This window comes from Proteus mirabilis ATCC 29906 (assembly GCF_000160755.1).
Lineage (GTDB): Bacteria > Pseudomonadota > Gammaproteobacteria > Enterobacterales > Enterobacteriaceae > Proteus > Proteus mirabilis.
The window spans coordinates 310,245-321,682 of sequence record NZ_GG668577.1 but is presented as its reverse complement, the minus strand read 5'-3'; the positions used below and the strand labels follow the sequence as shown (position 1 = coordinate 321,682).

The following is an 11,438-nucleotide window of genomic DNA, read 5'->3' as shown; positions in this document are numbered from 1 at the left end:
TGTTTCGCATATTTCAGGATATTTTTCAGTACGACGTAGGATTGTTGAATCATGGACACCTAACGTTCTAGCCACAGCAGACTGAGTTTTATTTCTCAATGCTTGTAATGCTGAAGCTATTAGGTGATTAGAGATAAATTGATTGAATTGTTTGCGTGTATTTGCGCATTCCATTGTTTAAAGTCCTTATGAGTTAACTAAGGGACAATAATGATCCGTGGCTCATTCCGTATGAGTTGATATTGGGGGAAAAGTTGTCGCTTTATCAGCGACTCCGTAGCAGTCAAAAACTGCGATTGTTAAAGAGCGAATAAAACTATACAGTTTCTAATTCAGGCCAAATTTTATACCAATCGTCTGGCCTTAAATCTCTGCGTGTAACTGCACCATTTGTTGCTATTTCAATTTCAACACAACGTTTAGGAGAAATAGCACTAACACCAGATGCCATTTGAGAAAGGAAAGACTTCGAAACACCCAATTGGTCAGCTAATTCTTTAGCACCACCCCACTCAAGTGAATCTATATATTTTTTTAACTCCATATTTACTCTCCATTAGTTTTAAATATGAAGTTTATTAAACACTAAACCCAACGTCAAGTATTTGCTTGTTTAGTCATTACTAATCAAAATAAAGGTATGGAAATAAAAAAATTAAGACAAATAAAACTCTCACAGTGGTTTAAAGGTAAAACCCTGCCCACTAAAGAGAAAAGCTATATATCTCAACTGATGAGTGGTAAATCATCGTTTGGAGAGAAGGCAGCTCGTCGTCTAGAAAGAGACTATGGGATGCCTATTGGTTATCTGGATACCCAAGATATTCAGGATGATGAGGTTGAATTCATAGGTAAAATACCATCAGGTTTAGTCAAAGTACGTGGCGAAGCATTTCTAGGTGTCGATGGTGCTGTTGATATGATTGAAGCCCATAGTGGATGGTTAAAAATATACAGTGATGATGTTGATGCATACGGGCTCAAAGTTAAAGGTGACAGTATGTGGCCTCGCATTCAATCAGGTGAGTATGTTGTCGTTGAACCGAATACATCAGTAAAAACAGGTGACGAGGTATTTGTACGCACGATTGATGGTCACAACATGATAAAAATCTTTAATAAAACTAGAGATGGCGACTATCAATTCACCAGTATCAACAACTCACATAAACCAATAACGTTATCACCAGACCAAGTAGATACAATTCATTATGTCGCAGCTATAGTTAAACCTATCAAGTTTATTGATATCTGTGAAAAAACAGGTAAAACACTTTTTTAGTAGCCTCATAGCATCTTTAGAAAGATGTTGTGATGTATAAGAAATAATAGGTATAACCAAATTGATATTTTATTCAGTTAAATACATACTCAAATAAAGAGAATAGCGTATAACATATCAAGGCATACAATGACACAGGCATTTATAAACAACAATATACTTACATGGGCGAGATGCAGAGCTTCTCTCTCTGTGGATTATATTGCTGAAAAATTCAAAAAGCCTGTTGATGTAATTATTGCATGGGAAGAAGGTAAAGAACCTATCTCTTTTGCACAAGCGCAACGATATGCAAATATAACAAAAATCCCGTTTGGGTATTTATATCTCAATACGCCACCAGAAGAAAATCTACCAATCCCAGATAGGAGAACTGTGGGAAGTAGAAATAACGAGGTGAGTGTAGCACTAAAAGACACTATTAGTGATGTGTTAATTAAACAAGATTGGTATAGAGATTATGCCTTATCCAATGGGATACCTGAAGTTGAGCTAATTGGTAAGCTCCCACCTAATAGTCACCCTAAGCAAATTGTAGCTACAATAAAAGAATACATTGACCTTCAAATTCCGCCAACTAGAGGTAAATGGAGGGATTTTTTCTCCGTATTAGTAAAAAAAATAGAGTCTCTTGGAATTCTAGTCATGAGAAGTGGTGTTGTAAAAAGCAATAATACAAGACCTATTAGTGTTGATGATTTTCGAGGGTTCTGTATCGCAGATAAGATAGCACCAGTAATTTTTATTAACACTAACGATGCAAAAGCAGCACAAATATTTACTTTGGTTCATGAGTTATCTCATCTGATTCTCGGCCAGTCCGCAATATCTGATCTATCTATAAACTCTCGAGAAAAAGAAGAGATGATTTGCAATGCTGCTGCTGCTGAATATTTAACTCCAGAAATAATATTTTTAGAAAAATGGAATAATAGTATATCTCTTGAAGAAAATATTGATATGTTGAGAGATATTTTCAGAGTTAGTAGCTGGGTAATAGCTAGGCGAGCTGTAGATTTAAAACTGATAAGCAAACATGAATATACACAATACGTAAGTATAATAAATGAAAAAAGTACCTCTAGTGGTGGCGATTATAATCGCAACCAAAAAGTGAGAACTAGTGAGCGTCTTACTATTGCCGTGATTACTCAGGCGTTAGAAGGAAAAATACTTTTAAGAGAGGCTCAAAGTTTAACAGGAATACAGCCAAATAAACTATATGCATTTGCTCAGAAGGAGTTCGGGCTTTGAGCTATCTAATTGACGCAAATATATTTATTCAAGCTCAAAATGATTATTATTGTTTTGATTTATGTCCTGGTTTCTGGGAATTTATGGGTTCTAAATTCATAGATGGGCAATTAATAAGTATTCGAAATGTCTTTGATGAATTACAAAAACGAGATGATGAAATATGTTCTTGGTCAAAAAACATAAGGCATTGTTTCCAAAGCATTGATGATCAGGAAACTCAAGTACATTTTCGTGCTATTGCAAATTATGTTCAAAAAGAATATACACCAAGACATAAAAATAGCTTACCCCATATACAAAACTTTTTATCCGTTGCAGATCCATGGATCATAGCAAAAGCAAAAGCAACAAACTCCATTGTAGTTACTCACGAAATTAGAGATAAAAACAATAGTTGTAAGCCAAAAATACCTGATATTTGTGATTATTTTAATGTTAAAACTATTAGAACTAATGAGCTTCTAAGGAATTTTCAAGTCCAATTCATTCTCTCGCAACAATAATATAGCCCTTTCAACTTAGGATAGGGCTTTTCTTTTTCATCTTCCATTCATCCAAAAGTGATCTGCGCTACAATCTAAGTTTTTTACAAATAAATTTGCTTAACATTCATGGTTTTGTTAACCATTAACTAAATAGTGTTTAGTAAATACTTGACCTATATTTTAGTATTTAATAAACTAAGAACATCAACGGAACACAGCACGTTGATGTTCTTTAACAACGATGGTGGCGAGCTGTGTATTAGCTACCAGAACGGCGACGCTGATAAAGCGTCAACCTTCTCAGAAGGTTTTCGGATTTATTTTATCACCAATCACTAAAGCCAACTGTTTGGAGGATATATGGCAACTATAAAAGTGAAGAAATCACGCAAACCAGACTTTTTACGTGGTAACTCTGCAAATAGACGTCATGCCAGACGGAAAGTCGAAGCCATTGCAATTAAAGATATTGAGATGCAACTGGACTCAATATTTCAACTAGAAACTAAAAAATTAAACCGCGTTGAAAAGACACTATCACTAAGCCACATTCCTGTGACTAGAAGTATTGAACCTAAGTATCAATCATCACCTGATAACTGTTGTTTACCAGACGTATTAATATTTTCAGGAGTTAAAACAAAAATGCCCCGCAATAAGTTCAGAGTGACCGCTAGATAGGGGTAAAATGAGTTTTAAAGATCTTTCACCAGAATAGAAAAATATAACCTGAGAAACGATTGCTGAAATTTTGAAGCGAGAGCGTGTATATTCATATGACTTCACTAATGGTAAACCCCAAAAGATTGCTCAGTTTGTAAAAGGCGATTTTATTGTATTGGAAAAAGAAAGCACCTTTAATTCGATAGAGTTAAATATAAATAATCAGTATGGTGAATTAACAAATAACCCAAAGCAACTTATCAGTGCTTTCTATGGAGGCATCGGAAATTTCACTGGCAATATTTAACTCAATAGCATCAGAAGAATTATATATTGTTGATGCTTTGATTATACCTCTCCAGTCTTGCTGGGAACATTCCGTATTCATTACATTGATAAATCTCTCTAAGTCATTATCCAAACTTAAAACCCATTCCCTTAGTCTTTCATGATCTACGCTCTGCAATCCTCCCAACCCCCAATGAAATGGGTGTAATAGGAACCTAGCCATAGGATTTATTAATCTTTTTGAGCCAGCTAAATAGATAATATTTGCGATAGATTCAACATTAGAAATGTTATGCGTGGTGACATTTACAGGAAGAGATTTTAAAAAGTTATACGCAGTGAATCCAGCAGCTATATCACCACCTTGACTAGATATGTGTATTTTTATTTCAGTAGCTCCATTTGCTATAGCTGTTAAGCACCTATCTTGAAGCTGACTAATTGTATTTTGCGTAACTGGGCATAAGAAATTAATGACAAAGACCATTTAACTAACTCTCATATTGTGTGGGGTGGGGAGTTAATTATAACCGATTTCATATATAGGAGCACAGTGAAACCACCTCGCCTAAAGTGGTTAAAAGCAGCCACAATTAACTAATTCCAATCCATAAGATAAGCAACAATAACTTTACCAATAGGAAATAAATCATGACTCAACAAGATACTTCCGTTGTTATTAACGTCAAGTTGACTTTAAATCATATTGAAAATAAACCACATCGAGTAGAAGTAAACACTCAAATAAATGCTTCAGATGAAATCCCTGAGTTAGCTATATTACTAAGCGACTTCTCAGATAATTTGATTGGAGAAAATGCGATAAAAACGGCATTAAAAAAAGCCGTTTTAAATACCTTAGTAAACAAAGTTAAACATTAATAAAAATATTTTCCTCTCATCTAAATCTTTTTTCGCCAACACCAGAATATATTAATCATTACCACTATCACTTAATTAGTGAGGATTTTGCACATCCAGAGGTAAACATGAACATTGATAAATACACACTTTGTTTAGCTCAAATCCAAGCAAGGAACGCCCATTTTCTCAAAGATGAACATGGATGGAATAAGGCCAATCAGACATTAAAACAGGCTTATGGCATAAAACAGCAATACAACGCAAAGGTATGCAAAAAAATGAATATCCCAATGAATAGGCTCTATGGATAGAGGTAATTTTTTGTGAATAATTTTAATAATCAAATATACCCAAATGATAAATACCCTCGACTAAGTTCATCTACTCCGAAAAGAAATTTCAAAGAAGTTCTCGCTCATTCAATAGCTATTATTGAAGGAGAAATACCTAACAATTCGCCTAGCATAGCTGAACAGAGACTCGCTATGACGCTTTGGTATATGAATTTAGATGCATCAAAAAATCACCCTCCTCTTCCAGAGCATATTCGAGCCCAACGAGATTCAAAAAGGACATATGTACCTAGTAATAATTTTGAAGTCGATTACTACGGAAGTGATCGCCGTCAAGGTCAATATTTAGGGGATTAATATGACTGCTGTATACAAAGCTATTAGTAATGTTGCCAGAGAAATGGCTGAAACGGGCATTAAAAAAGGAAGTGTAAACCAACAACAAGGATTTATGTTCAGAGGAATCGATGCAGTATATAACGCCCTTGCTCCTGCTCTAGTTAAGCATGGATTACTTATTCTTCCACGGATTATTGAACGTACCGTCACGGAAAGACAAACACAAAGAGGTGGCTTGTTATTCTATGTCGTAGTGAAAGCTGAGTTTGAATTTGTTTCTGTTGAAGATGGAAGTAAACACACAGTTGTGACTTATGGTGAAGCGATGGATAGCGGAGACAAAGCCACAAATAAAGCCATGTCTATTGCATATAAATACGCAGCTTTCCAAACATTTTGTATACCAACCGAAGAAACGGCAATCGATGCTGATGCAGAAGTCCACAATGTAGCACCGAGAACACCAGATCAAATATTGAAAGATTTTACTAATTCAGCAATAGCTATTACAGATCTAAATATTTTGAAAAAAGAATTTGGTGAAACATGGAAGTTACTCAGAAAAACGCCTGAACAATCGAAAGCAAAGGAAGTATATAACATCAGAAAATCTGAATTGGAGGCAATGTAATGGCAAGTAAAGGTGTAAACAAAGTCTTATTAATCGGACACCTAGGTCAAGACCCTGAAATGCGTTACCTCCCAAATGGCGATGCAGTTACTAATATTACATTAGCCACCAGCGATTCATGGAAAGATAAACAATCAGGTGAAACCAAGGAACGCGTTGAATGGCATAGAGTTGTGATATTCGGAAAACTTGCCGAAATCGCTGGAGAATATCTGCATAAAGGTTCACAAGTCTATATCGAAGGCCAATTACAAACACGTAAATGGCAAGATCAAAATGGACAAGACAGATACAGCACGGAAGTTGTAGTGAATATTAATGGTTCAATGCAAATGTTAGGTAACAACAATCAGGCTGGTAGGCAGAATCCACAACAAAACCAAGGATGGGGTCAACCACAGCAACCACAGAAGCCAGCACAACATCAAGCACCACAGAATCAGCCACCGATGGATTTTCAAGAAGACGACATTCCATTCGCGCCAATTGGACTCCCCTACCCACGCCACACTATTTATGTGATTTAACCAAGTGATATCAGTATGAAAGCTACGGACAGCTTAATTTAACTCGCAGGGATGCAAGCAGAGGAATGAATATGAATAGTTACTCGCATCATGGACAATTTATGAAATTTATCGTACCAGAGCCAGATCCTAAAAATGTTTGCAGTCTTTGTAGTCGTGAAGTTGGAAAAGAAAACTTAATTGAAGGACAGAAAGCCAACATTTGCTTTGACTGTTCTGACTTAGCGAAAGAAATAGCTGATGAGAGACGTAAGGAGATAGCTGAAAAGGAAATTCAGCAAATGGCGAAGGATTTATCACTTGCGAATGTAAACACCGAAAAAGGAAGCTTTGATATTTCCGATACAGGTATGGCTACTGCTTACATGTATGCAGAGCGTTTATATAAAGCTGGATATAGAAAGGTGGAGTGATGAAAGACAGAATCAAGTTTAACGATGCAATGTTAGCGGCTGTCATGGATGGTAGAAAAACGCAGGCACGTAGACCGATTGAGCCACAGCCTAAAGTAACCGAGGAAGAGTTACGTAAGCTTAATGCATGGCAAGAGGGTTACACCTTATCCGAGCAAGTATGTGCAGCATGGTGTCATGGCTTTGTTGATGTTGATTGCCCGTATGGTGAAACTGGCGACATCATTAACATTGCAGACAAGGACGGTAATATCAAAGGGAAAATTGAAATTACTAATGTTTGGGTTCAGCAAGTAAACGATATCAGCGAAAGTGATGCAGAAGCCGAGGGATTTGACGGGAAATTAAATACACATACTTCTGACTTTGCTGCGGTATGGATTGCAATATATGGAATTGATAGCTGGGTAAATAACGAATGGGTATGGGTTATTGATTTTAGCAAAGTAGACTAAGGAGGCATTTTGCCAGTGGATTAGTCACATGGATGTGAGTATGATTTCTGCTTTAAATAAGGAGGGGGTATGAATAGAAGTTGGTTGTTATACATAGCTTTGGGAGTTGCTATTTTTGTTGCTATAACTTACGCAATTTTCTTTTATTGGAATATTGATAACAATAATAAATGGAGTACATTTTTTAGCTTTATTTCCGCATTTAGTATCTTTGCCACAATAGGTGTGTACTTATTGCAACGTAAAGACAATAAAAACGCTGAAAAAGAGCTAACTAACAAAAAAAATAAATCTATATCTGACGTGTTAATTTTAGAGTGCAGAAGAATTAGTGATGATTTAAAGTACATAAAAAAAATGCATGAACATATTACAAAGCAAAAATCAAAAGATGGGACAATCGATAGGAATGGAGATTATACCCATATAACAATTGCAAGACCTAATAAATCCCCACTTAATTTTTATATACTCAAGATAAATTATGACACTTTAAACAATTTACTTATACTATCCATAAATTCAGATAACTATTATTCTGAAACAATTTACTCAATTATATACTCTATAGTATTCATCAATGAAAAAATAGAATCATGGCTTGTAGATGAAAACTCTTTATTTAGAGAAAGAGTCGATCTTATTCATAGTATTATTGAACTTGAAGAGGATATGTTAAAAATTACATCTAACAACCACCTCCTGCACTAGCAGGGTTTTTTATACCTAAAATTCAGAGTAACAATTAATGAAAATAATCGGATATGTATTACTCATGCTAATACAGGGTTCTGCTGTGCCTGTGACGGAGCAAATATACACCCAATCAGAATGTAATAAACGTGCTGAATATTTAATGTCAATGAGGGATGTTAAGGTTATTTGTGGAGAAATATACAGATGAGACAAATTAAAATAAGTTCTGGCTCGTGGCAAAAAGATTTAGAAATGGTAATCACTGTTATCGATGAAGATAAATTTAAAAAATCATGTGAACAAATTAATAAATTCTATTCTGGTGATGAATATAGAGCTGATATACACGGTAGCCATGAGAAAGCAGGTTTTGCAATGTTCTGTGCTGAGTGCTTCCAACAAATAGCATTCAATAACTTCAAGGATGAAGAATGGCTTACCGAGCAATTCGATTGGTCTAAAGATAAAGGAATTGATGGCTATCCTTCGCTAGATGATATGGGGATTCGGATTGACGAAATAGAACCTTGGTTTATTGACTCTGACAATATAGAAATTACAGGATAGTAATCAATGAATAGCTATAATAAGTACACCGATCTTCAAATTAATGAATTGGTTGCTACAAGGTTAAAGAAGAAATGCTTATTAACGGAAGAATCTGTATTAGCTTATATGGATAGCGGCTATCGGACTTTCGACCCATGCAATAACCCTACTGACGCAATGCCGATTATTATTGAGAATGAAATATCGATGATTAAAAGCTCAGGTGGCTGGATGTGCTGCCATGGTTCAGTTGGTCAGGTTGAGCGTGAAAGCTTATACCGTGGCGCTATGGAATCATTCTTAATGATTAAGGATGCGAAGAATGAAAAAATATGACTTGATATTGTGCGATCCACCTTGGTCTTACAATAACAAAGTTTCAAATGGCGCAGCAGATAATCATTACAACACCACCGACTTATATTCTCTCTCCCGATTACCAATAGAAAAACACTCCTCTAAAAATGCCGTACTGTTTATGTGGTACACCGGAAACTTTGCACTCGAAGCAATTAAATTAGCCGAAGCATGGGATTTTAAAGTTAAAAACATGTTCGGGTTCGCATGGGTGAAATTAAATAAAAATGCAGGAGATAGAATAAATAAACCCCAGAAGATTTCTTTGACTTTATGGAAATATTAAACAATGAGACGAAGATTAATTGCGGTAATTACACTCGTCAAAATATTGAAATGTGTTTAATAGCCACAAGAGGTAATGGATTACCTCGTAAGTCTGCAAGTGTTAGGCAAGTTATTTATTCATGTCTTGGTGAGCATAGCGAAAAGCCAAAAGAAATACATTATAGGTTAGAAGAATTATACGGAGATGTTCCTCGACTCGAATTATTTGCACGAGAGAAATATGGTGATTGGGATGTATATGTCAACCAAGTAGAAGGAAGCATTAAATTAATATAGATGAATTATGATATTTAATTAACTTGCAGGGCTAATAGCATTATGTGTACTTATTTATTTAATTGAAACAGGACAAGCGTAATTATGGATATTATTGACTCAGCAAATGAAATAAACGAATTACATATTCAAACATCATTATCAAATCGTAAACCAGCAATTAAATCTCATAACGGAATGTGTATTTGGTATCACGAAGAACCGGTTGCACCTAATAGTGCATATTGCAGTAAAGATTGTGGTGATGATCATGAGCAATATAAACGGAAGAATGGATAGTATTACGAAATTACAAAAGGAATAGAAAGATGGAATATAAACTATTACGCTTGGATGAAGTTTTAGATAGAACAGGATATAGCAAGTCATGGACTTACAAATTAATAGATAAAGGAGAGTTTCCAAAGCAGGTAAAAATAGGATCTCGCTCAGTTCGTTTTATTGAAAGTGAAGTAGATGAATGGATAGAGCAACGAATCAATAATGCTCGTTGCCCTGATAATACCATCAATTGAGTTTTATTTCTTTTTACTTCTCAGCTCGTCTATATAATCAGCATACCACTGCATCATTTCCCTTCTCCCCTCCAAATACAGCGCATGGTTATAAGTACCACGGATAGAGTTTTTATCAACATGAGCAAGTTGTAACTCTATCCACGCTGTATTAAATCCTTTCTCATGCAATATTGTACTCATGGTGTGTCTAAAGCCGTGACCAGTAGCCCTTCCTCTATAACCCATTCTGCCAATCATTGTATTTATCGCCATTTCAGACAGATGTTTCTTATGATTCGTTCGGCTAGGGAAAATATACTGATAATCGCCACTTATCGGCTGTATTTGACGCAGTAAAGAAATCACCTGATCTGACATTGGCACCACATGCATTCTACCCATCTTCATGATTCTTTCTGGCAGTTTCCATGTTCTGCTTTCAAAGTCGATAAATGACCATTCTGATTTTCTTAGCTCCCCTGGTCTTAAACCGGTGAGCATTAAGATGTTTAATGCAGTTCTTACGATCTGACTTCCTTGATACTTGTCTACCGAAGATAAAAACTCAGGCAATTCATCAGCTAATAAGTACGGATAGTTTTCTCGTTGATGTGGAATAAACGCACTAGCTAAATCTGGGGCGGGATTATATTCAGCTCGTCCAGTTATGATGGCATATTTCCAAACCTCACCACAGCGCTGACGGACTTTTTTTAATTTCTCTGTAACGCCACGCTTTTCCATTATCGAAAGTACCTCAAGCAATTCGAGAGGTTTAATCTCTGCTATTGGGCGATCTCCAATATATGGGAAAACATCATTTTCAAATGCTTCCATCATGTCATTGCGGTAACCTTCAGACCATCGGTCTTTTCTTCCCTCATACCACTCTAGAGCAATGCTTTTAAACGTATTGCTTCCATCAAACTTTGAATCCCTTTTCTTATCCTTCTTTATCTTGTTAGGATCAACGCCATCAGATAACTGCCGTTTTGCGTCATCCCTTTTCTTTCTGGCTTCCGCGAGAGTTATCGTTGGGTAGACACCGATAGCTAAAACTTTTTCTTTGCCATCTATACGATATTTTAATCTCCAATATTTACTTCCTGATTTTGTAACTAATAGATATAAACCTCCTCCATCGAATAGTTTGTAGTCCTTTTCTTTTGGCTTACTGCTATCAACTTGCTTAACTGTTAGTTTCATACTGGGGGTATTAAATATTAAGGGGGTATAATGTCCCCCCATTTGTACCCCAAAAAAATGGAGCTTTCAAGA

19 protein-coding genes and 1 pseudogene are annotated in these 11,438 nt (G+C 35.8%); 17 read left to right on the top strand and 3 right to left on the bottom strand.

Annotated features, from left to right (window positions below; translation table 11 throughout):
* Positions 1 to 316 precede the first annotated feature (316 nt).
* Positions 317 to 544: a transcriptional regulator gene (locus tag HMPREF0693_RS07970; RefSeq protein WP_004244717.1), complete on the bottom strand. Its 228-nt coding sequence runs from the start codon at positions 542 to 544 to the stop codon at positions 317 to 319.
* Positions 545 to 640: 96 nt separating this feature from the next.
* Between HMPREF0693_RS07970 and HMPREF0693_RS07965 the strand changes: the two genes are divergently transcribed.
* The 4 genes from HMPREF0693_RS07965 to HMPREF0693_RS07950 all read left to right on the top strand — a co-directional run bounded on the left by HMPREF0693_RS07965 (position 641) and on the right by HMPREF0693_RS07950 (position 3,705).
* Positions 641 to 1,282 (top strand): S24 family peptidase, encoded by a 642-nt coding sequence (locus HMPREF0693_RS07965; RefSeq protein ID WP_004244716.1) that lies wholly within the window; start codon positions 641 to 643, stop codon positions 1,280 to 1,282.
* A 129-nt stretch (positions 1,283 to 1,411) separates the two neighbouring features.
* Positions 1,412 to 2,536 (top strand): ImmA/IrrE family metallo-endopeptidase, encoded by a 1,125-nt coding sequence (locus tag HMPREF0693_RS07960; protein ID WP_004244715.1) that lies wholly within the window; start codon positions 1,412 to 1,414, stop codon positions 2,534 to 2,536.
* On the top strand, positions 2,533 to 3,042 hold the full coding sequence (locus tag HMPREF0693_RS07955) for a DUF4411 family protein (RefSeq protein WP_004244714.1): 510 nt from the start codon (positions 2,533 to 2,535) through the stop codon (positions 3,040 to 3,042). Before HMPREF0693_RS07960 ends, HMPREF0693_RS07955 begins: the two co-directional genes overlap by 4 nt.
* A gap of 342 nt (positions 3,043 to 3,384) precedes the next feature.
* Positions 3,385 to 3,705, top strand: coding sequence for a transcriptional antitermination N peptide (locus tag HMPREF0693_RS07950; protein ID WP_004244713.1), 321 nt, complete (start codon positions 3,385 to 3,387; stop codon positions 3,703 to 3,705).
* Positions 3,706 to 3,922: 217 nt separating this feature from the next.
* On the opposite strand, the gene HMPREF0693_RS07945 is transcribed toward HMPREF0693_RS07950, so the two are convergent.
* Complete coding sequence (locus HMPREF0693_RS07945; RefSeq protein ID WP_004244712.1) at positions 3,923 to 4,462, bottom strand: ATP-dependent Clp protease proteolytic subunit; 540 nt, start codon at positions 4,460 to 4,462, stop codon at positions 3,923 to 3,925.
* A 164-nt stretch (positions 4,463 to 4,626) separates the two neighbouring features.
* Here HMPREF0693_RS07945 and HMPREF0693_RS07940 point away from each other — a divergent pair, with 164 nt between their 5' ends.
* The 13 genes and pseudogenes from HMPREF0693_RS07940 to HMPREF0693_RS07880 all read left to right on the top strand — a co-directional run bounded on the left by HMPREF0693_RS07940 (position 4,627) and on the right by HMPREF0693_RS07880 (position 10,178).
* Positions 4,627 to 4,857: a hypothetical protein gene (locus tag HMPREF0693_RS07940; RefSeq protein WP_004244711.1), complete on the top strand. Its 231-nt coding sequence runs from the start codon at positions 4,627 to 4,629 to the stop codon at positions 4,855 to 4,857.
* Between the two features lie 107 nt (positions 4,858 to 4,964).
* Complete coding sequence (locus HMPREF0693_RS07935) at positions 4,965 to 5,150, top strand: hypothetical protein (protein WP_004244709.1); 186 nt, start codon at positions 4,965 to 4,967, stop codon at positions 5,148 to 5,150.
* 12 nt (positions 5,151 to 5,162) lie between these two features.
* Positions 5,163 to 5,489, top strand: coding sequence for a hypothetical protein (locus HMPREF0693_RS07930; protein WP_004244707.1), 327 nt, complete (start codon positions 5,163 to 5,165; stop codon positions 5,487 to 5,489).
* A gap of 1 nt (position 5,490) precedes the next feature.
* Complete coding sequence (locus HMPREF0693_RS07925; protein ID WP_004244706.1) at positions 5,491 to 6,102, top strand: ERF family protein; 612 nt, start codon at positions 5,491 to 5,493, stop codon at positions 6,100 to 6,102.
* Complete coding sequence (gene ssb, locus HMPREF0693_RS07920; RefSeq protein WP_004244705.1) at positions 6,102 to 6,629, top strand: single-stranded DNA-binding protein; 528 nt, start codon at positions 6,102 to 6,104, stop codon at positions 6,627 to 6,629. The genes HMPREF0693_RS07925 and ssb overlap by 1 nt, the downstream gene beginning before the upstream one ends.
* Positions 6,630 to 6,730: 101 nt before the next feature.
* The gene (locus HMPREF0693_RS07915) at positions 6,731 to 7,042 is read left to right on the top strand and encodes a hypothetical protein (RefSeq protein WP_169306785.1); all 312 of its coding nucleotides are present in this window, start codon (positions 6,731 to 6,733) and stop codon (positions 7,040 to 7,042) included.
* On the top strand, positions 7,042 to 7,497 hold the full coding sequence (locus tag HMPREF0693_RS07910; RefSeq protein WP_004244703.1) for an ASCH domain-containing protein: 456 nt from the start codon (positions 7,042 to 7,044) through the stop codon (positions 7,495 to 7,497). Before HMPREF0693_RS07915 ends, HMPREF0693_RS07910 begins: the two co-directional genes overlap by 1 nt.
* Before the next feature lie 69 nt (positions 7,498 to 7,566).
* Positions 7,567 to 8,208 (top strand): hypothetical protein, encoded by a 642-nt coding sequence (locus HMPREF0693_RS07905; RefSeq protein ID WP_004244702.1) that lies wholly within the window; start codon positions 7,567 to 7,569, stop codon positions 8,206 to 8,208.
* A gap of 189 nt (positions 8,209 to 8,397) precedes the next feature.
* Positions 8,398 to 8,760: a DUF2528 family protein gene (locus HMPREF0693_RS07900; protein WP_004244700.1), complete on the top strand. Its 363-nt coding sequence runs from the start codon at positions 8,398 to 8,400 to the stop codon at positions 8,758 to 8,760.
* 6 nt (positions 8,761 to 8,766) lie between these two features.
* Complete coding sequence (locus HMPREF0693_RS07895; RefSeq protein WP_004244699.1) at positions 8,767 to 9,078, top strand: DUF2591 family protein; 312 nt, start codon at positions 8,767 to 8,769, stop codon at positions 9,076 to 9,078.
* Positions 9,065 to 9,663 (top strand): annotated as a pseudogene (locus tag HMPREF0693_RS07890) (MT-A70 family methyltransferase). The gene HMPREF0693_RS07895 and the pseudogene HMPREF0693_RS07890 overlap by 14 nt, the downstream one beginning before the upstream one ends.
* A gap of 84 nt (positions 9,664 to 9,747) precedes the next feature.
* Entirely contained in the window at positions 9,748 to 9,942 is a 195-nt protein-coding gene (locus HMPREF0693_RS07885) for a TraR/DksA C4-type zinc finger protein (RefSeq protein ID WP_004244696.1), read from the top strand.
* Positions 9,943 to 9,971: 29 nt separating this feature from the next.
* A complete protein-coding gene (locus HMPREF0693_RS07880; protein WP_004244695.1) occupies positions 9,972 to 10,178 on the top strand; it encodes a helix-turn-helix transcriptional regulator in 207 nt (68 codons plus the stop codon).
* A gap of 3 nt (positions 10,179 to 10,181) precedes the next feature.
* Here HMPREF0693_RS07880 and HMPREF0693_RS07875 read toward each other — a convergent pair whose 3' ends face one another.
* A complete protein-coding gene (locus tag HMPREF0693_RS07875; protein ID WP_004244694.1) occupies positions 10,182 to 11,366 on the bottom strand; it encodes a tyrosine-type recombinase/integrase in 1,185 nt (394 codons plus the stop codon).
* Positions 11,367 to 11,438: the final 72 nt, after the last annotated feature.